At 44.6% G+C, this 19754-nt stretch carries 16 protein-coding genes; 10 read left to right on the forward strand and 6 right to left on the reverse strand.

Annotated features, from left to right (window positions below; all coding sequences use genetic code 11):
- The first annotated feature begins 225 nt into the window (after positions 1 to 225).
- Positions 226 to 1893: a glutamine--tRNA ligase gene (gene glnS, locus JV36_RS0103060; protein ID WP_032094173.1), complete on the forward strand. Its 1668-nt coding sequence runs from the start codon at positions 226 to 228 to the stop codon at positions 1891 to 1893.
- A gap of 70 nt (positions 1894 to 1963) precedes the next feature.
- On the opposite strand, the gene JV36_RS0103065 is transcribed toward glnS, so the two are convergent.
- The gene (locus JV36_RS0103065; protein WP_032094172.1) at positions 1964 to 2707 is read right to left on the reverse strand and encodes a YciK family oxidoreductase; all 744 of its coding nucleotides are present in this window, start codon (positions 2705 to 2707) and stop codon (positions 1964 to 1966) included.
- A gap of 306 nt (positions 2708 to 3013) precedes the next feature.
- Here JV36_RS0103065 and JV36_RS0103070 point away from each other — a divergent pair, with 306 nt between their 5' ends.
- From JV36_RS0103070 to JV36_RS0103085, 4 genes are all read left to right on the forward strand, one after another.
- Positions 3014 to 5611 (forward strand): VolA/Pla-1 family phospholipase, encoded by a 2598-nt coding sequence (locus JV36_RS0103070; RefSeq protein WP_032094171.1) that lies wholly within the window; start codon positions 3014 to 3016, stop codon positions 5609 to 5611.
- A 184-nt stretch (positions 5612 to 5795) separates the two neighbouring features.
- On the forward strand, positions 5796 to 8375 hold the full coding sequence (locus JV36_RS0103075) for an acylase (RefSeq protein WP_032094170.1): 2580 nt from the start codon (positions 5796 to 5798) through the stop codon (positions 8373 to 8375).
- Positions 8376 to 8594: 219 nt separating this feature from the next.
- Positions 8595 to 9617, forward strand: coding sequence for a protease SohB (sohB, locus tag JV36_RS0103080; RefSeq protein ID WP_032094169.1), 1023 nt, complete (start codon positions 8595 to 8597; stop codon positions 9615 to 9617).
- Between the two features lie 60 nt (positions 9618 to 9677).
- A complete protein-coding gene (locus JV36_RS0103085; RefSeq protein WP_032094267.1) occupies positions 9678 to 10301 on the forward strand; it encodes a TetR/AcrR family transcriptional regulator in 624 nt (207 codons plus the stop codon).
- Positions 10302 to 10308: 7 nt separating this feature from the next.
- Here the strand turns inward: JV36_RS0103085 and JV36_RS0103090 are convergent, their stop codons facing one another.
- A complete protein-coding gene (locus JV36_RS0103090; protein WP_032094168.1) occupies positions 10309 to 10668 on the reverse strand; it encodes a hypothetical protein in 360 nt (119 codons plus the stop codon).
- A 220-nt stretch (positions 10669 to 10888) separates the two neighbouring features.
- Here JV36_RS0103090 and JV36_RS0103095 point away from each other — a divergent pair, with 220 nt between their 5' ends.
- Entirely contained in the window at positions 10889 to 11650 is a 762-nt protein-coding gene (locus tag JV36_RS0103095; protein WP_032094167.1) for a Nif3-like dinuclear metal center hexameric protein, read from the forward strand.
- A 30-nt stretch (positions 11651 to 11680) separates the two neighbouring features.
- Positions 11681 to 12439: a methyltransferase domain-containing protein gene (locus JV36_RS0103100; RefSeq protein WP_032094166.1), complete on the forward strand. Its 759-nt coding sequence runs from the start codon at positions 11681 to 11683 to the stop codon at positions 12437 to 12439.
- A gap of 71 nt (positions 12440 to 12510) precedes the next feature.
- Here JV36_RS0103100 and JV36_RS0103105 read toward each other — a convergent pair whose 3' ends face one another.
- On the reverse strand, positions 12511 to 13386 hold the full coding sequence (locus tag JV36_RS0103105; protein WP_052009987.1) for a formate/nitrite transporter family protein: 876 nt from the start codon (positions 13384 to 13386) through the stop codon (positions 12511 to 12513).
- A gap of 330 nt (positions 13387 to 13716) precedes the next feature.
- On the opposite strand from JV36_RS0103105, the gene JV36_RS0103110 reads away from it, so the two are divergent.
- Both JV36_RS0103110 and JV36_RS0103115 read left to right on the forward strand, forming a co-directional pair.
- Entirely contained in the window at positions 13717 to 14124 is a 408-nt protein-coding gene (locus JV36_RS0103110) for a S24 family peptidase (protein ID WP_032094265.1), read from the forward strand.
- On the forward strand, positions 14124 to 15380 hold the full coding sequence (locus tag JV36_RS0103115) for a Y-family DNA polymerase (RefSeq protein ID WP_032094165.1): 1257 nt from the start codon (positions 14124 to 14126) through the stop codon (positions 15378 to 15380). Before JV36_RS0103110 ends, JV36_RS0103115 begins: the two co-directional genes overlap by 1 nt.
- A 52-nt stretch (positions 15381 to 15432) precedes the next feature.
- Here JV36_RS0103115 and JV36_RS0103120 read toward each other — a convergent pair whose 3' ends face one another.
- Together JV36_RS0103120 and JV36_RS0103125 are read right to left on the reverse strand one after the other, a co-directional pair.
- On the reverse strand, positions 15433 to 16449 hold the full coding sequence (locus tag JV36_RS0103120; RefSeq protein WP_032094264.1) for a 2-hydroxyacid dehydrogenase: 1017 nt from the start codon (positions 16447 to 16449) through the stop codon (positions 15433 to 15435).
- A gap of 120 nt (positions 16450 to 16569) precedes the next feature.
- Positions 16570 to 17049 (reverse strand): glutathione peroxidase, encoded by a 480-nt coding sequence (locus JV36_RS0103125; RefSeq protein ID WP_032094164.1) that lies wholly within the window; start codon positions 17047 to 17049, stop codon positions 16570 to 16572.
- Positions 17050 to 17144: 95 nt separating this feature from the next.
- On the opposite strand from JV36_RS0103125, the gene JV36_RS0103130 reads away from it, so the two are divergent.
- Positions 17145 to 18020 (forward strand): NAD(P)-dependent oxidoreductase, encoded by an 876-nt coding sequence (locus tag JV36_RS0103130; RefSeq protein ID WP_032094163.1) that lies wholly within the window; start codon positions 17145 to 17147, stop codon positions 18018 to 18020.
- Positions 18021 to 18048: 28 nt separating this feature from the next.
- Here JV36_RS0103130 and JV36_RS0103135 read toward each other — a convergent pair whose 3' ends face one another.
- Positions 18049 to 19629: a response regulator gene (locus JV36_RS0103135; protein WP_326938211.1), complete on the reverse strand. Its 1581-nt coding sequence runs from the start codon at positions 19627 to 19629 to the stop codon at positions 18049 to 18051.
- Positions 19630 to 19754: the final 125 nt, after the last annotated feature.

Here is a 19754-nt window from a genome sequence, read left to right on the forward strand (position 1 = left end):
CCGATAGTGAATTATCGACGCATCCTTTTACAAAACAGCTTGCGCCCTTTATTTCGCTATCATCTATAGTGCGGTGTTTAATGTGAAAGGTAGTAATATCGGCCTCTGTCGTCGGTTATTCAACCAGTTGTCAGCGTTAAATGAATAAAACGTGGTTGAAGCATTTGTGTCAGTGGTATACTCACGTTATTAATATAATTACTTGTGCATAAGGGGAACATGCGAATGGCCGAGACTGAGCATCGTCCGACCAATTTTATCCGTCAAATCATTGATAAAGATCTTGCCAGTGGTTTGCATGACTCAATAAAAACGCGGTTTCCGCCGGAGCCAAATGGCTTTCTTCACATTGGTCATGCCAAATCCATTTGCTTGAACTTCGGTATTGCAAAAGATTACACGGGAACCTGTAATCTGCGTTTTGACGACACGAATCCAGCAAAAGAAGATATTTCTTTTGTTAATTCGATTAAGGAAGACGTTAAATGGCTCGGTTTTACATGGAGCGGTGATGAGCGTTATTCCTCTAACTACTTCGACCAGCTACACGGCTTTGCAAACGAATTGATTGATAAAGGCTTAGCTTATGTCGATTTTTCTAGCCAGGAAGTCATGCGTGAATTGCGCGGTACCTTGAAAGAGCCGGGTAAAAATAGCGCCTATCGCGACACCGATGTAGAAACCAATAAACGTGAATTCGCTAAGATGACCGCCGGTGACTATGCCGAAGGCGAATGCAGCCTGCGCGCCAAAATCGACATGACTTCGCCGTTTATGTGCATGCGCGACCCGGTTATTTACAGAGTGAAGCACGCCCACCATCATCAAACTGGTGATAAATGGTGTGTGTATCCAATGTACGATTTTACGCACTGTATATCAGATGCCATTGAGGGCATTACGCATTCATTGTGTACGTTAGAATTTCAAGACAACCGCCGTTTATACGACTGGGTGATTGAGAATATCTCTATCGATTGCAGCCCTAAGCAGTATGAATTCTCTCGACTAAACTTGGAATACACGGTGCTAAGTAAACGCCGTCTTATTCAGTTGGTTGATGAAAAACACGTTCATGGCTGGGATGACCCACGCATGCCAACGGTAGCTGGCCTGCGTCGTCGCGGATATACGCCAGGCTCTATTGTTGAGTTTTGTAAGCGCATCGGCGTGACTAAAATGGACAATATGGTTGAAATGTCCATGCTAGAAGCCTGTATTCGCGATGACTTAAACGTGAATGCACCTCGTGCAATGGCCGTACTTGACCCTATAAAAGTGGTTATTGAAAATTACGAAGAAGGCGCTTCTGAAACCTTGGCGGCTCCTAATCATCCGAATGATGAGGCAATGGGTACTCGAGACATCACGTTTAGTCGTGAAGTCTGGATTGAAGCAGAGGATTTCCGTGAATCAGCAAATAAAAAGTTCAAGCGACTGGTACTTGAAAAAGAAGTTCGCCTTCGCAACGCCTATGTAGTGAAAGCAAACCGCGTAGAGAAAGACGAAGAGGGCAATGTAACTACCGTATATTGTACCTACGATCCGGATACGTTAGGTAAAGATCCAGCTGATGGCCGCAAGGTGAAAGGGGTTATTCATTGGGTAGATGCAGCAACGGCCAAAGCGGCAGAGTTCCGTTTATACGACCGCTTGTTCAATGTACCTAATCCTGCTGCCGAAGAAGACTTTACCGATGCTATCAATCCAGAATCTCTTGACGTAAAACAAGGCTGGGCTGAAGCTGGCTTGGTAGATAATGTACCTGAAGTTGGTGCATGGCAATTTGAGCGTACCGGTTATTTCTGTTTAGATAACGACAGTACTGCTGAAAAGCCTGTATTTAATCGCACGGTAGGTCTGCGAGATACTTGGGCAAAAATGGAAGGCTAATATAGCGCTTCGTCTAATGATCAAAAAGCCGCGTTAACGCGGCTTTTTGCTTTTTGTTTACCTGTTTAGGTTACTTTGGCTGGCAATCTAAGGATTCACCGTTAACATCCGCGCTATCATTGCCCATCAAGTACAAATAGGTAGGCATAATGTCTTCTGGCGTTTTTAATGTTTCAGGGGTTTCTGCCGGAAATGCTTGGGCGCGCATGCTTGTTCGCGTTGCGCCAGGGTTGATGCAGTTAAAGCGGATAGATTTGTTCTGATATTCGTCTGCCAGAGTTTGCATAACCCCTTCGGTAGCAAACTTGGAGACCGCATAGGTTCCCCAAAACGCGCGACCCTTTCTACCTACACTTGAGGTGGTGAAAATCACTGAGGCGTTTTCAGCTTTCAAAAGAGCAGGGAGCAAGGCTTGAGTCATGTACACCATACCGTTTAGGTTTATTTGCATGACATCTTGCCATTCTTGAGCGTCAATATCTTTAAATGCACTTAAGTGGCCAAGAATAGAAGCGTTGTGTAGCACCCCATCTAAACGACCGAACTGGTCTATAATCGTCTGTGTCATCTGTTGATAATGACTAGGAGTAGCGCCCTTTAAATCAAGGGGAACAATGGCTGGTTCTGCGCCTTTCGCTGCAACTATGTCGTCATACACAGCTTCAAGCTTGGCGACAGTTCTACCAAGCAATATACATGTTGCACCATGTGCCGCGAAGGTTTTAGCCGCTTGCGCACCAATACCATCACCGGCGCCAGTAATAAGAATTACTTTATCGTTTAATAAATTGCTGGGCGCATTATAGTCGTTCATGATTGTCCTTCAATTACATCGTGCAAAGAGGCTTTGCTGGGCGTTTTACAAGTGGTGTGATGATACTCAACCTGACCGCTAAGTAAAACAATCCCGTTAAAAACCTGCCAAACGTAAAAAAAGTTCACCAAACTAGTTAACAAAACTTTGCAAAGTTGCAACAAAGTCAATAAGATTGAGGAAGATACAACTGGTCTAACATGTTTGAAACGATCTTCTATGCCTGTTAAAGCAGGATAGACCAAGCTATTTTAATAAAACCGAATTTTAGACACAGAATAACAACAATGCTTGTAGGGAGTAGAGATGAGAAAACTCGTATTAAGTTCCAGTGTGGCCCTTGCACTGGGTCTAGCAGGCTGTGGTGGCTCCGATGAAACCCTTTCCGACATTCAGGCCGAAACAGAAGTACAAACCCCATTTTCGCGAATAGTATTTGATCCAGCAGCAGGGAATCTTAACATTCCCAACGACTTATTAATGCTGCCAGGCGATGATGGCTTTTTCGATTACACATTAAACATACCGGTTGCCGATCCCACTGATTTTGGCGACCCGCAAAACGCATTAAACGTATTAGACGGCTGGTCGACACAACATCCATTTGTGATTAATGTTGAAACGCCGGTGAATACGTCACTGGATGAGTCATCACTGTCTTCAGGTATTTTGTTGTTTGAAGCAACCTTAGGTCTTGACCAATCTGATCCAGATTGCGCACAAGTTTCAACGCCATCAGCAGGCTGTAAGTTAGGTGAACAGCTTACTTTCGGCGTAGATTATGTGTTGAGCTTGGCAGACAACAACACGGTTTCATTTGTACCTCTAAAGCCGCTTAAACCAGCGCAGGGTTACATGCTTGTAATGACGACCGACCTTAAAGATTCATCGGGTAAGTCGGTGCAAGGTTCTACAACTTGGGATTTAGCAAGGCTAGATATCAATACAAACCCACTAGCGACGGACGACCAGCTGCAGCTTCAAGGTCTAGTTAACTCACTGGTTAATCCACTGATTAGTGCTGGGTACGAACGTGAAGAGCTGACCTACGTGTCTGCGTTTACTACTCAGTCTATTGCTAACTCTCTTGATACCATCAAGAAGGTGATGATTAGCGAATTTGCTGCCCGCGCAGGTGCTGGCGACCCTACGGCAGGACAAGCGTTACCTGCAATTGTAGTGGGTGATGCCGATGAAGATCCTACCGCAATGGAAGCACTCAATCTCGTTACTACCGAAGTAGTAGCAGGAGCAGTGAATACAGGTAAAGAAGGCTTACCGGCTCAAACCCAAGCATTTATTGATGCAACGGATTTTAGTGCATTAGAAACGTGTGCTGGTTTAGCAGGTACAGTGTCTGGTCAGCTTTCTGCACAGTGGGGCCCGCTGAATGAGTTCGCGGTAGGTGTTTCTACTGCAATCCTAACCCAAGTCGGTCCATTCTGCGCGGCCCAGCGTTATGAAGGAAATATTAACCTTCCCTATTTCTTGGGTGTTCCATCTGCTGAAAACCCACTTGCACCGGTTAACCAGTTTTGGACTGCAGCCTGTGACAGCGGTATCGTGCTAGCAGGCGCTCCACAGGAAGCGTTAGCAGCGGCGACGCCAGGTCCTAATGCGCAAACGTGTTCTGCGCTAGGTCTTGCCGATCTTCGCGTTAACGGTGAAAAATTAGATAGTGCTCGTAACATTACTAAATTCAACCCATATCCACAGCCTACTGGCGGTAATATGGGCACTGAAGCGCTAGATGTTCAGGTAACTATTCCAGACCCAGCCATTGCAGGTGCTATAGGTTTCCCTATCAGTATGCCTGAAGCAGGTTGGCCTGTAGTTATCCTTGCTCACGGTATCACTAGTCAAAAAGAAGACATGTTAGCTATTACCGGTACACTAGCGCTAGCAGGTGTAGCCTCGGTTGCAATCGATCAGCCCATTCACGGTAGCCGTGGATTCGACCTTGATGGCGACGGAATGGATGACCTTAATGCAACGTCGGTAAGTGCAACGCACTATATGAACCTTGCTAGTTTGCCTACTGCAAGAGACAACCTGCGTCAAAGCGTGTCTGATTTACTTGGTTTGCGTCTTGGCCTTAATGCGGTAGTCGATACCACAGCTACACAGGGTGTTAAGTTTGATACAAGTCGTGTATCAATCATGGGTGTATCGTTAGGTGCTATTACAGGTGGTAATTTTGCAGCCTTAGCAAATACGTCCATGGGCGGCGATTTAGCTGCACTTGACGGCATGTTTGCAATCAAACAAGCGTCTCTTGAGTCTCCTGGAGGCGGTGCAGCTCAATTCTTAATTGAATCACCGTCGTTTGGACCGCTGATTAAAGGACTTCTGCTTTCTCAAGCATCAGATGACTTCGTTGCGCTATTGAACCAGTTGTTTGAAACAACTGATGTCAACGAAGCTCAGCTAGTTGAAGCGGTCGCCTTGTTTGAAGCAAACCTTACTGAAGCACAAGCAGCCGCGGTTAACGCTGTTTTTGCTGAGTTTGCCTTTGCTGCACAAACCGTAATGGATTCAGGTGACCCAACGAACTATGCACAAACTCTAGGTAGTAATACCCCTGTGCACATGATGACAGTAGTGGGTGATGGCAGTGCAGAAAACCTGCCTGACCAAGTTATCCCTGTTTCTACTGCGTTGCCGTTGTCTGGTCAGCTTCCACTAGCTAACATCATTGGACTTGAGCAGGTATCAACGACAGTAGGGCCTCAAGCAGACCCTATCAGTGGACTGGTACTGTTTAACAGTGGTGCTCATGCATCTAGCTTGAGCCCGGCTTCAAATGCCGCAGTGACCGCAGAAATGCAGCGTCAGGTTGCAACGTACGTCTCTTCTGATGCAGGCCTTCTGCCAATCAGTGATGAGTCTGTCGTCGCAAACTAAGCGTTACAAATGTTCCATTTAAGAAGCCGGCGAAAGCCGGCTTTTTTGTTTCTAAGTGTGACTGTTATTTGAATGTTGTGTTTTGTTAATGTAATGTGAATTGGTCGGATGTGTTGTGGCAGCAAGCAAAACGCTTTGGGGTGTTAGCTCGCCATATTTGCATTTATTCACAAGGAAACTATCAATGACAATAACTAAAAATATTCACCCTACACGGACTTTAATTGCACTATCTGTTGCCGCCTGTTTAGCAGGATGCGGTGACAATGACAACGACTTTTCAGATGTGCAAGACGGCAGCACTCCAGTGTCACCGCCACCCGTAGTAACCGCACCTACACCTGTTCCTGCGTTTGACACCGATGGTTCATTAACGGCTGACATTACGTGGACTACTTATGGTGTACCTCACGTTAAAGCAGATAATCTTGAAAGCATGGCCTATGGTGTTGGCTATGCATTCGCCAGAGACAATATGTGCGTGCTGGCAGATCAAATTTTGAAATACAATTCTGAGCGAGCCAAGTATTTTGGCCCCGATATGCAGCCAGGTAGTGGTGATTCAGAGCACCTTATCAACGACTTTGGCTTTCTTACATTAGGTATTCGTGAGCTAGCTGAAGACAATTTGCCTCGGTTATCTGCCAATTCCCGAGCCATGTTTCAGGGCTACACAGCGGGCTATAACCGTTATTTAGACGAAACGCCTGTAGCAGAGCAGGATCAAAGTTGTGCAGGTCAGCCTTGGGTACAACCCATTGATAGCGTAGATTTACTGACCTATTCTTTAGGTGTGGCGTTATTGCCAGGAGCTGCAAACTTTTTAGGCCCCATGTTCTTAGCCGCGCCTGAAGGTGAAAATTACCTTCCAACCCCAGCGCCAACTGCTGCATCAGGTCAAACTGCAAGTGCTCAAGCGCAAACACCTTCAAGTGCTAAAAATACGCCAACGACACCATTTAAAATGAACCCATCCATCACCTTACCTGAAAGAAACCCACAGGAAATGGGATCAAACGGGTGGGGGCTAGGTAGCGATAAAACCACTAATGGTAAAGGGATTGTTTTAGGTAACCCCCATTTCCCTCACACCGGTAATTTACGCTTTTGGAACTTCCATGCGCAAATTCCCGATTATTTAAATGTCACTGGGAGTTCCTTAATGGGCCTGCCAGGTGCAGTCAATATTGGGTTTAACGAAAATGTAGCCTGGACACACACGTTCTCTACAGCAGAGCACTTTGTGGTTTATCAACTTAGTTTAGATGAAGATGATGCGTCTGGAATGAGCCATATAGTCGATGGCAATAAGCGCATTATTTATGAGAAACCACTACAGATAGAAGTTGCTGTTGGCGGTGGACAGACTATTGCGCTTAATAAAACGTCTTATTACACCAACTATGGGCCAATGATAGAAGTGCCTGGAAACTTTGGCTGGGATAATGTAAATGCATTTGCGATTAAAGATGCCAACCTGCCTAATTTTGATGTTGTCGATCACTGGTTAGCCATGAATATGGCTTCATCGATGGACGAGTTCAAGCAAGCGTTTAAAGATTATGATGGTGTTATCTTTAATAATACGATGGCAGCCTCAAGTGATGGCCAAGTGTTTTACATTGATGACTCTACTGTGCCAAACCTTACCGAAACAGCTATCAATGAATTAACGACAAACCCACTGCTGATACAAACTAAAGCCGCAGCGGGCTTTACCGTGTTGCCTGGGTTTATTTCACAATTCGATTTTGATGGCCCCGTACCTTATGAGGAAGCGCCAAAATACGAGGGGGCAGATTCGGTACAAAACTCTAACGATAGCTTTTGGCTAACGAACCTGTCTTCACCAATAACGGGTGTTAATCCACTTTATGGCAATACTGAGAATCAACAATCTCTACGCTCTAGAATGGGCCAGAAGTTTATCGAGACTGAGGCTGGAAGCGATGAGACCTTCACGCCTGAAGAAGTTGAGGAGCTTTTACTAAATAATCGCAGTTATCTTGCTGAAGACATTTTACCGAGTCTGCTACAAGCATGTACTGAACAAGGTGATACGCCAGTAAACGTTGACGGTACAGATGTAGATATCTCGGCCGCCTGTGATGCCCTTGGCGCATGGGATAGTACAATGAACACCTCTAGTGTTGGCGCACATGTGTTTAGAGAATTTGCATTCCAGTTTAATCAAAACCCACAGTGGGAAGTGCCTTTCTCTCTTGAGTCTCCTGTTACAACGCCAACAGGCTTAGTTCAAAACGACACCACCATGCAACAATTAGCAAAAGCGGTTCAGGTTATTGAACAAGCGGGTGTTGAATTTGATGCTACCCTAGGTGACGTACAGTTTGTTGAGCGAAGCTTACCTAATGGTGCTGCAAGTGGTGAAAAACTGCCTTGGGGTGGTGCACACAATATTGAAGGTGGTTTCAATGTGTTTGATAGCATTCGAGGCCGTGATGAGACCTTGCTGCCAAGACACCGTTATGAGCCGGTGAGCAACAACACCATCATGAGTGCAGAGGCTGGCGGGTATCACATTAACTATGGAACAAGCTGGGCTATGGTGATCAGTTTTACTGAAGAAGGGCCACAGGGACGAGGAATATTAACGTATTCACAATCTCGCCAATTCGACAGTGAACACTTCTTAGATCAAACCAGATTGTATTCTGACCAACCTACGCTGAGAGATATTTATTTCACAGATGAAGATATTGAAGCAAATACCATTGAGAAGATTACGCTATCGTCACAATAAGGCTATCGACAGAATAAGGCTATCGTCAGAATGAACGAGGGCTGGTATTATGTTGCGCTAACATGTATGACAAATAACGTAGTACACGTTACATAATACCAATAATCGATAGGAAGAATGGGGTAGCGCACTTGTAGTTTAAGTATGCGTACCCATTCTATTTTTGCTTGTAAGGGTTTGAAGTGTTCAAACCCTTTATTTTTTTACTAGGAGTAAGATTTGGAGTTTTTGTACGAATATGGCTTGTTTGTAGCCAAAGCGGTTACCTTGGTGGTTGCGTTTGTGGTTGTTGTTGCAACCATTGTTGGCGTAGCAAATAAGCAAAAACACGGTAAAGGGCAATTAGAGATTACCTCAATCTCAGATCAGCTAAAGGACATTACGCAATACGCTAAGCAGGTACTGCTAGACAAAAACTCGGCGAAAAAACTAGCGAAAGAGCAAAAGAAAGAAGAAAAAGCGAAAGGCAAGCAGAAGAATGACGATCCGAAGCCGCCTAGATTGTATGTCATCGACTTTAAAGGTTCGATGGATGCAGGCGAGGTGGATAACCTAAGAGAAGAAATTACCGCAATTTTGTGTGTTGCAGATAAAGATGATGAAGTCCTAGTGCGTCTTGAAAGTGGCGGCGGTGTTGTTCATGGTTACGGTCTTGCTGCTTCTCAGCTTCAGCGCATAAAACAAAAAGGGCTTAAATTGACCGTGTCGGTTGATAAAGTAGCAGCAAGCGGCGGTTATATGATGGCCTGTGTTGCTGATAAGCTTCTCGCCTCTCAGTTTGCTTATATTGGCAGCATTGGTGTGTTGGCGCAGCTTCCAAACTTTCATAAGCTATTAAAGAAAAACGACATAGAGTTTGAGCAACATACCGCGGGTGAGTTTAAAAGAACCCTTACGGTGTTTGGTGAAAATAACGATGAAGGCCGCGCTAAGTTCAAAGAAGAAATTGAAGAAATTCATGTGTTGTTCAAAGACTTTGTCCATAGCCAGCGACCAGATATGAACATCGACCGTGTAGCGACAGGTGAGTATTGGCCTGGTACCAAAGCCAAAGAGCTTGGTTTAATCGATGATATTACAACCTCTGACGACTACATCTTATCTCATTACCCTAAACGAGAAATTTTTAGTGTTAAGTATTCAGTGAAAAAGAATGTGGCTGAAAAACTTGGTATGTCGGCAGCGTCAGTGGTTGAACGTGTAATCATGAAATCGTGGAGTAAAGCCAGACACTGGTTTTAATCTACATGTGAAAGCGGGGCAGTGATTGCCCCACTTTACGAGCAAAATAAGAAAGAAAAAATGGCACGGCAAACGAAAAACGACATTCTCGATGCAGCAGAGTGTTTGTTCTCCCAAAATGGCTTTTCACACACTTCAATGCGAGAAATCACCACGCGGGCAGGGGTTAACCTTGCGTCGGTCAACTACCATTACGGCAGTAAAAAAAATCTTATTCAGGCTGTTTTCAAACGCTATTTTGACCAACTTATGCCCCATATCGACATCTGCCTAGCCTCTTTTGAATCTTCAAAAGGCGCCCAAGGCGTCGAAAAGCTGCTTTACACACTTATTCCACCTATGCTTGAGCTTAATACCGTCACTGAACATGGCACAGCTAACTTCGTTAAACTTCTTGGTAGAGGATACAACGAGACTCAAGGCCATTTACGACGTTTTATTATGAAAGACTATGGCGCAACGGTACGAGCACTGGTTAGGGCAATTCAACACTGCTTACCACATGTGCCAGAAGAAGAGCTATTTTGGCGCTTGCATTTCGCCATAGGTAGCTTCGTCTTTTCCATGGCATCAAGCCAAGCACTCACCGAAATCGCCGAATCTGATTTTCAAAAGCACGTTGATATCAGCGAAGTTATTGCGCATTTAGTACCCTTCGTAGCGCAAGGTCTAGCCGGCAGGTAGCCGAAATCTAGCGAGGTTGTGTAGAGCCCGGTGCCTCAGTGTTGAGTTTGTCTGCCCAATACTGTTTTACTGAGAAGCCGCTTTTTTGCGGTTTTGTCTTAGCTTCATTCTTAGGTTTAGTTTTAGAAGTAGTTTTAGGAGGGGTTTCAGACATAGCCTCTTTCGTCGCTTTCGATGTGGAGGGTGTTTTACTACCATCTTCTAGTAATGCTGCAGTCATTTCCTGAATCTGTGCCAGCCTCACATTTTTGCCACCATCGATACTGTACCAGCCACTTTTGGCTTGAATATCCGGTCGTTTACCGTTCACACTAGTGTAGGCGTGAGTAAATTCTTCTATAACGTCGTTTTTATCAGGTTTTGCCATGATTTCCCCGTTCTTATTTTGTTTCGCTTATTTTGTTATTCATATTTTGTTATTGTGCTGCCCTGTTCGAGGCGTTGCTTTGTGCCTTTGCCTTCGTCTTTGCCGATATAGAACTTAGCGGCAAAACTTCCAACACAAAGTATAAAAAATGCTCATGGCTTTTATAACGTTTTTTTTACATTCTGTCTAATTTTCAAGCTAATGCTTTAAAGGAGTTCACGTGTCGGTTACTAATCAAGCGCTTAAAACATATCTAGACGGGTTGCTTAGAGCTCATGAGATAAGCGATTACTGCCCAAACGGCCTTCAAGTTGAGGGCGCTACAGAAATTACAAAATTAGTCACGGGAGTTACTGCATCGAAGGCGCTAATTGATGAAGCGATCAAGCGAAATGCCGATGCCATTGTGGTGCACCACGGCTATTTTTGGAAAGGCGAATCTCAAACCATTACCGGCATGAAAAAGCAGCGATTAAAGGCGTTGATTGAAAACGACATTAACCTGTATGCCTACCATTTACCCTTAGACGTTCACCCCGAACTTGGCAATAATCGTCAGCTAGCGGACCTATTGGGGATAAAAAATATTGCAGCTGTGTCGTCAGTTAAGCCTACTGGTGTTTTAATGCAGGGGGAATTTGAGAACGCGCTTTCATCAGGAGAGTTACGTGATGCATTGGGCTCACTGTTATCACGGACTATTTTGCTTGAGGGCAGTGAAGCAAAACCGATAAAAACGCTAGCCTGGTGCACTGGTGGCGGGCAGGGCTTTATAGAGCAAGCCGTGGAATTAGGTGTTGATGCATTTATTACCGGAGAAGTGTCCGAACAAACTATCCATACTGCACGAGAGATGGATATTGCCTTTTTTGCTGCCGGGCACCACGCTACAGAGCGATACGGTGCAAAGGCACTAGGAGAACACATCGAATCTCATTTCGATGTAGCCGTAGAGTTCGTTGATATAGATAATCCAGCCTAATTATCTCGTTACAGGATGTGAACTCTCACTATGAAAGAAGACCATATTTTTGATGGCATCGCTGATAAGTTTGCCAAAAATATTTACGGTACTACCAAGGGAAAGCTTCGCCATACCTTGCTTTGTGATGTATTAGATAGTCATCTTACTGCCAACAGTACAGTACTTGAAATAGGCGGTGGCACGGGTGTAATGGCAGCGCACTTAGCCTCAATAGGGCATAGCGTTGTGCTAACCGATGCCTCAAACGATGTACTTCAACAAGCAGCAGACCTACTTTCTCACAGTAGCAATGAGAACATTAGAGATAACATTGAGATAAGGCAAGAGTTTCTTCAGGAGATAACCGACTTTGAACGCTTCAATGTTGTTATTTGCCATGCCGTATTGGAGTGGTTAGATAATCCCTATGAGGCGTTATCCTCTATCTACGCACGCATGAAGCCTGGGGCGATAATGAGTTTGAGCTTCTTTAATCATGACGCTAATTTATTCGCCAATGCGATTTATGGCAATTTTGATTACATTGAAAAAGGCATGAAGGCTAAAAAGCAGGTTCGATTAAATCCAAAGCAGCCTCTTTCTGCAGTGAAAGTACTTAACTACTGCGATTCACTCGGTTTTACTGTATTGGATAAAGCGGGTATTCGATGCTTTCATGACTATATGCGCGACATCTCTCACCAAGCCACTAAGTATGATGACTTGCTGGCCTTGGAGAGGAAGTACCACAAATCCGACCCCTACATGTGGCTGGGCAAATACTTTCAGCTCATTGTAAGAAAGTGATATTGCGCTTTGCCTATCACTAACTAGCAATCACTGACCGCTAACCACTAGAAGCTAGCCATTAGCCGATTTTATTCAATTTCATTTTTCACCTGTCCCCAGACTAAAAATGAGAATATTAATGTGCCACCCACTACATTGCCAAAAAATACGGGAAGAAAAAATCCAAATGTGGCCTCCATCAACCCAAGTTCCCCCAGCCACATGAGATAGGCCATCTCAACGGAGCCTGCCACAATATGGGTAAAGTCTCCCGCAGCGATTAACCATGTGAATACCAGAATAATCATAAAGGCCGACGATTCGGATTGGGGGATCATCCAAACGATCGCAGCGATAAGGATCCCTGCGGGAATGGCCTTGTAAAAACTATCTAAGGGGGGCATAAACACAGCGTGTTCGCTTAGAGAGAGCATAGCTGGCGCCAGATCTTCAGGTAATGCTGGTGTAAACACATACAACGCCGTTATCAAAAAAGCGCCAATCACATTTGCTGCCAACACAATGCTCCACAGCTTTGCCACGCAGAACATGTTTTTCTTCTTAAAATCTTCTATGAGTGGGAGTACGGTCGTTATTGTATTTTCGGTGAATAATTGCATGCGGCCCAATATCACCAGCATGAAACCAAGGCTATAACCAATGTTTTCAATTAAATAACCATAAGGCGCATCGGGCAGATACGTGCGAAGAATTGCTTCCCCGAGCACTGAAAATGAAATTAAGATACCGGCGGCTATTCCCGACCATAACAAGCTTTGAGTCGGCCTGGTGAGTTCCTCTTGCCCTGCTTGTTTTATGGCTTCATAAACAATACGGGATTTTGGCTGTGACAAATCTTCTACTTCACGAGCCATTTTTTTGCTCTCAGTGTCATTGCTCTCGGAGTTATTACTCTTTGAGTTTTTGCTTTCAGCGCTTTTACGTTGTTCTGTTTCGTCCGACATAGTTTGACAATCACTCCGCTTGAATATACAGCCCGCTCGCGCTGTCGATGTCCATCTTCGAATAGAACATGCTTGTACAATATTCTCGAATAACATTCTCGTACAATATGGACGGCGCATGTAAAGCGAATTGATATTGGCATCAAAGATAGTTAACAGCGTGTCATTTAAACTTTATCTGAGGGATAACGGATCATCCGGGTTTTTGTTCTTTATCAGACTATAGTTGCCAGAAAATCAGGTCTTTAACTTTCCGATTAAAAATGTAATTTGACGGCAATCCAAGTTTAAAAATATAATACTGTATATGTGTACAGTATTGTGGTTTTTATGAAAGTTATACCTATCAAAGCACAAGCAGGATTAGTGGGGTTCGAAAGCCCTGCTGCAGAATACATAGAGATGGAGTTAAGCTTGGACGAGTTGCTCATCGATAAACCCTCCGCTACGTGGATTGGTGTCGCTCAGGGCACCTCAATGGAACTGGACGGCATCTTTGATGGTGATGTGCTCATCATTTCACGCGCGGAACAGGTCAAACACATGTCTATTATCGTTGCGGTGCTTAACGGCGTGTTTTGCTGTAAACGGCTAGACATGGAGCGTCGTGCGTTACTTTCTGCGCAATCTGACGCCTTACCGTACTTTATACAAGAGGGCGATGACTTTTCACTTGAAGGGGTAGTGACACGTTCAGTGAGAATTCACGTGCCGCTTAACAAGAAGGTAGGCGCCTAGTGTTCTTTTTGTGCGATGCGTCGGGGTTTTATTCATCTGCAGAAAAAGTGATGCGGCCAGACCTGCGTAAAAAGCCAGTGATTACCCTTAGCAATAACGATGGCTGTGTGGTGGCAGTGTGTCCCATAGCGAAACGATTAGGCATTAATAAATTCGTACCTTATTTTCAGGTAAAAGACGTTGTCGAAAAATACGGCGTAACGGTAACGAGTTCAAACTATGAACTGTATCATTCTCTGAGTACCAAAATGATGGACACCATCGGCCAATTCGCCGATGACATCTATGTGTATTCTATAGACGAAGTGTTTGCGCGCTTTAACACTGCGCTTTCTCACGAAAGTTGGATGGCGCTAGGCCGTGAAATCAGACAAACGGTATGGAAAGAGGTGAGATTACCTGTAGGCGCAGGAGGAGGATTAACCCCTACGTTAGCCAAAGCAGCCAGCCACGCTGGTAAGCGACTTCCTGGGTATAATGGTGTTGCAGTTATTCACAGCGAGCAAGAGCGCGTCAATATCTTAGAGCAGATGGATGTCACGGATGTGTGGGGGGTAGGTCGCCGTTTAGGACAAAAGCTGACAGCCCTTGGAATTAATAACGCGCTTCAACTGTCCCAGCAGTCACCGGCGCGGATAAGAAAGCAATTTTCAATTTTATTAGAAAACACGGTCAGAGAACTCAATGGCGAACTTCGTATTCACTGGGATGATGTGAGGCCTGACAAACAACAGATTTACAGTACACGTACTTTTGGTGCACGAGTGACAACGAAAGCAGAATTACACAAGGCGATTACAGGGCATTGCGAAAGCGCAATGCGTAAACTGCGTAAGCAGCGTGGGTTAACAAAGGCTATCACTGTCTTTGCATCTAACTCGCCCCATGATGACGCGCGCTATTACAGGAAGTCGGTGTATCACCAGTTTGCCGTACCCACTATGGACACCCGTTTAGTTACTAACGCTATTCCTGCCGTTATAGATAAAATTCACAAGCCGGGTATTTGTTTTTATCGCTGTGGCGTGGGCCTTGTCGAGATTTTATCCGCAGCTAATTATCAAGCTGACCTGTTTTCCGAAAACAAAGATAACCCTAAATTGATGAATGTGCTTGACGCTGTCAATGATAGGTATGGTAAAAGCACGCTCCAAATTGCATCAAAGGGTTTCACTAAAGCTCATGAAATGAAACGACAGTTTATCACTCAACGAGCGACCACCCGATGGAGTGATATACCGACGATTAAATGTTGAACCACAGGTGATGGTAACGCGCGGCTCACAAATTCTCAGCAATCTGTTTTATTCATATTTCAACGATATTGTTGTTATTAATAATATTATCTATTGTCACGTGGGCTATCTCATTAAGTGCCTCAGCGGTAAAAAAGCCTTGATGACCTGTAATCAATACATTGGGAAAGGTGGTCAAGCGCTGAAAGTTGTCATCTTGAATAATATCTTGGGAGTGGTCGGTAAAGAACAGCTCCGATTCCCGCTCATATACGTCTAATCCAAGGTAGCCTATTTTCTTACTTTTGAGCCCGTCTATTATTGCTTGATCGTCCACAAGACCACCTCGCGAGGTATTGATTAGCATGACTCCATTCTGCATTTTGTGAAGCGACTCGCTATTTATCATGTGATGGCTGTTCTCATTGAGTGGACAGTGTAAAGATACAATCGTACTTTCACCAAAGAGGGTATCTAAATCTACATACTGTGCGCCTAAGTCTCTTGCTTCCTGGTTTTCATAAGGATCGTAGCAAAGAACGCGGCAGCCAAAACCATTTAAAATGCGAATAACCGAACAACCAATCTTACCCGTACCGACTACGCCTACGGTCTTGTTGTGTAGCGTAAATCCCAAAAGGCCATTTAGCGCAAAGTTACCCTCTCTCACTCTATTGTAGGCTTTATGAGTTTGTCTATTTAGCGTAAGGATTAGGGCGAGAGTATGCTCGGCAACGGTTTGCGGGCTATATGCCGGCACTCTACTTACTTGAATGCCATAGTCATGTGCCGCTTTTATATCTACGTTGTTAAAACCAGCGCAGCGCAGTGCAATATGTTTAACCTTGCATTGCGCAAGTGCTTTGATTGTTTCAGCGCCAATATCATCATTGACAAAGGCAATAACCACATCGTATCCGTCACACAAACGTGCCGTTGATGCTGTTAGCCTGTGAGTAAAGTACGTTATAGTGACAGCGCGGCTATAGGACGGCTCGGCGCTGTTTTCAGCACAATTTCCAACACTATTTAATGCGCGTTCAAATACCGCTTTGTCATACTCTTGCGTGCTGAAACACGCGACGCGTATTGTTTCGTTATCTTTCATGCGTCTCCCTTAGCGATATTTGGGCGCTATTCATCACAGTTTTTTTAAAACGGAGCTCTTTTTAAGAGGAGCTCTTTTTAAAGGCGCTCTTTTTTAAAAGAGCTAGGGAAGCAACGTTACGATATCTTTTTCGATATCTTCAGGCTTCATGGTTGGCGCGTAGCGCTTTATCACATCGCCTTTATCGTTTACCAAAAACTTAGTGAAATTCCATTTAATGCGTTTACTGCCAAGTAATCCGGGCGCTCTATTCTTTAATTCGGTGAAAAGTGGGTCTTCATCGGCGCCATTTACGTCAACTTTCTTGAATAACGAAAACGACACACCAAAGTTCATTTCGCAAAACTGCGCAATTTCATCATCGCTACCTGGCTCTTGATGGCCAAACTGATCACATGGAAAACCCAGTACTTCAAAACCTTTGTCTTTGTATTTTTTATACAGTGACTCGAGACCTTTATACTGTGGGGTAAAACCGCATTTGCTAGCGGTGTTAACAATAAGCAATGTTTTGCCCGAATAGTGCGCAAGTGGAACAGCGTTTCCGGTATTACTTGTCACAGTGTGCTGATAAATAGTCAATTTCTTTCCTTTATATTTTTGTTAGTGTGAATTCTGATATTCTATTAGCCAAAAGAAGCTTAGCTTCTACTGTAAACAACAAGAGAGTATTTTGCATGTCAGATTTAAACGTAAGCTTTTTAGGGCTAGGTGTTATGGGATTTCCTATGGCCGGACACTTGGCAAATGCAGGCTACAAGGTCACAGTTTACAATCGAACGTCATCAAAAGCACAGCAGTGGTTATCAACCTATTCAGGCGTTGCGCCAACAAGTACGATAGAAAAAACCCCTGAGGAAGCTGCCGAAGGTGCAGATATTGTTTTTATGTGTGTGGGTGACGACAACGACGTTAGAGAAATAGGTACCCGTGCACTTAGCAGAATGAAACCTGATGCGGTGTTAGTAGACCATACTACCGCCTCAGCTGATATTGCGAGAGAGCTAGACGCCGAATGCCGAAAGGAAAAGGTACACTTTTTGGATGCGCCGGTTTCTGGTGGGCAGGCAGGGGCTGAAAATGGACAACTCACCATCATGGTGGGTGGAGAAGAAGCAAGCTTTCATCGCATTCAACCAGTAATCAATAATTATGCTCGCCACAGTCAGCTTCTTGGAAAGTGTGGTAGCGGTCAACTTGCAAAAATGATGAACCAAATTTGTATCGCCGGTATTGTTCAGGGGCTATCTGAAGCGTTACATTTTGGCCAAAAGGCCGGTCTCGACTGTAATGCGGTTATCGATGTTATTAGCAAAGGCGCGGCACAGTCGTGGCAAATGGAAAATCGCGCTAGCACTATGTTATCTAACACTTACGATTTTGGTTTTGCCGTTGACTGGATGCGTAAAGATTTAGGCATAGCGTTAGATGAAGCAAAACGCAATGGCTCGACTCTCGCGCTAACCGCATTGGTAGATCAATATTACGCCGATGTACAAAAACTGGGTGGCAGTAGATGGGACACTTCTAGCTTGTTAACGCGCCTGAAGTAAAATTACATAATCACTGTACGTGAGATAGCTAGCTGTTTGCCCTCACAGACAAGGTGAGCTGAGCGAGTCGCGCTGTGTTTGACTCGCTAAGGGCTAGCTCAGAAAGCGTATCTAGCAATTGATGAATATTAAATCGTCGGTATACGGCAGTATCGGCTTCAATCATACACTGTAGTAGGTTGAGGCCGAATGCAGCAGTAGCGGGAGACAGTTGAAATGCATCATAAAAGTGCTTCATCGCCTGAGCGTATAAACCGTCAATGAAAAGTTGGGTGCCAGTATCGTTTATCGCTACCGCATGCTCATGATTAAGCCCGAGGCGTTCACCTCCTGAAAAAATAGACTCTTCGTTCATCACCTGCTCAGAAATGCCCTGAATGTCGCTGTTCTTTTGTTTTGCCATCAGTAACAATTCACCGGCGCGACGCTCATCTCCCAAACTGTGATGGACTTTCGCCGCGATTACCAGCATAGAAGGCTCGGTTCTGAGGTGATTATCCATATAGTCAGGCTCAAGGAAATACGCCGCTTTGTCCAAATCCCCATCAAGTACCGATGAAAAGGCGAGAAGGTAGTCTCGCTTTTGTAACGTTTGGGCGTCTGCCTGGTTTCGACCGGCAATGCCAACCAGCTTGCGAGCTTGGGATAAACTTTCTTTCCGATTAGTCTGCGGCGAATCCTCTGCAAGCAGTAAATAAAACTCCGCTAGCTCAAAAGTGAAATCGTTGAATCTATCTTTGGCAGACCTATGCAGAGCTCGTTTTTTCTGCAGCAGGTCGATGGCTTCTACCACCTTATCTTGCTTTTGAAATGCTAGGCTTTTGAGTTTGGCCGCAGGTAAACTCAATTCACTAAACTTGATTTGTTCTAAGTACTTTTCAACATCCTCATAAGAGTGTTGCTCAAAAGACAGAGACGCCAGCCATTCAAACGCTTCGTCTCTGGCTAAGCTGGAGTTTACCATTGAGCTTAGCTGTTCTTTGCACTGCGGCCATTGACCAGCTGCATACTGGCATTTTATTTTTCCCCACTGTGCCCACAATACTTTATCTGAGCGACTTAGAATGTCGTCGTAAATATTAAGCGCTCGCTGAACCTCACCATTATTGAATAACAATCGGGCGTACAGCTTGCGAATATCTGAAACTAGGCGAGGGGGAATGCCTTCTTTAATCTTAGTTCTTATAACACCTATTGCTCTTTCAAGCTGCTTGTTATCAAGCGCTTCTAAAACGTTTTTCACGAAATCGCGATAGTAGAGATAATGTTTTATCTGACGGGAAAGTGATGCAATGGTATAGGGCTTAATAAGCAACACATCGGGCTGCAGGTCCATAATTCGACCGATGACCTGTGGAGAACGATCTGATGTAAGAAAAATTACGCCAGTACTGGGTTTGATAAAGTCAGCTTCTTTTAAACTTTGCAGCCACTCTACGCCCGTTTTCCCCTCGCCCAGATGATAATCCATGATGAGCAATTCAAAGTTTTGTTTTCGCAAGGCGGCTTTGAGCTCTACCCCCGAGGTGTAGCTACTAACCGATAAATTCGCGATAGACATAACGTGACCGCGCAATGCTGTGCGGGCGGTGGCGTTGTCTTCAACAATAGCTGCTCGTAATTCCACAAAAACCAAGGTTAGTGATAACTCTGTAACTAGCTTACCAGCGAAGGCTCAAAACTGCACGAAACAATAAAAAACCTTAGCATGTACATTCGCCATAATTTTAGTTA

This window comes from Alteromonas sp. LOR, from assembly GCF_000753865.1.
Classification (GTDB): Bacteria; Pseudomonadota; Gammaproteobacteria; order Enterobacterales; family Alteromonadaceae; genus Alteromonas.

Excerpts from the sequence above, each read along its gene's own strand:
- JV36_RS0103100 (WP_032094166.1), top strand. The coding sequence starts at position 11,681 with ATGAAAGAAGACCATATTTTTGATGGCATCGCTGATAAGTTTGCCAAA.
- JV36_RS0103090 (WP_032094168.1), bottom strand. The coding sequence starts at position 10,668 with ATGGCAAAACCTGATAAAAACGACGTTATAGAAGAATTTACTCACGCC.
- glnS (WP_032094173.1), top strand. The coding sequence starts at position 226 with ATGGCCGAGACTGAGCATCGTCCGACCAATTTTATCCGTCAAATCATT.
- JV36_RS0103085 (WP_032094267.1), top strand. The coding sequence starts at position 9,678 with ATGGCACGGCAAACGAAAAACGACATTCTCGATGCAGCAGAGTGTTTG.
- JV36_RS0103075 (WP_032094170.1), top strand. The coding sequence starts at position 5,796 with ATGACAATAACTAAAAATATTCACCCTACACGGACTTTAATTGCACTA.
- JV36_RS0103130 (WP_032094163.1), top strand. The coding sequence starts at position 17,145 with ATGTCAGATTTAAACGTAAGCTTTTTAGGGCTAGGTGTTATGGGATTT.
- JV36_RS0103065 (WP_032094172.1), bottom strand. The coding sequence starts at position 2,707 with ATGAACGACTATAATGCGCCCAGCAATTTATTAAACGATAAAGTAATT.
- JV36_RS0103070 (WP_032094171.1), top strand. The coding sequence starts at position 3,014 with ATGAGAAAACTCGTATTAAGTTCCAGTGTGGCCCTTGCACTGGGTCTA.
- JV36_RS0103110 (WP_032094265.1), top strand. The coding sequence starts at position 13,717 with ATGAAAGTTATACCTATCAAAGCACAAGCAGGATTAGTGGGGTTCGAA.
- JV36_RS0103105 (WP_052009987.1), bottom strand. The coding sequence starts at position 13,386 with ATGTCGGACGAAACAGAACAACGTAAAAGCGCTGAAAGCAAAAACTCA.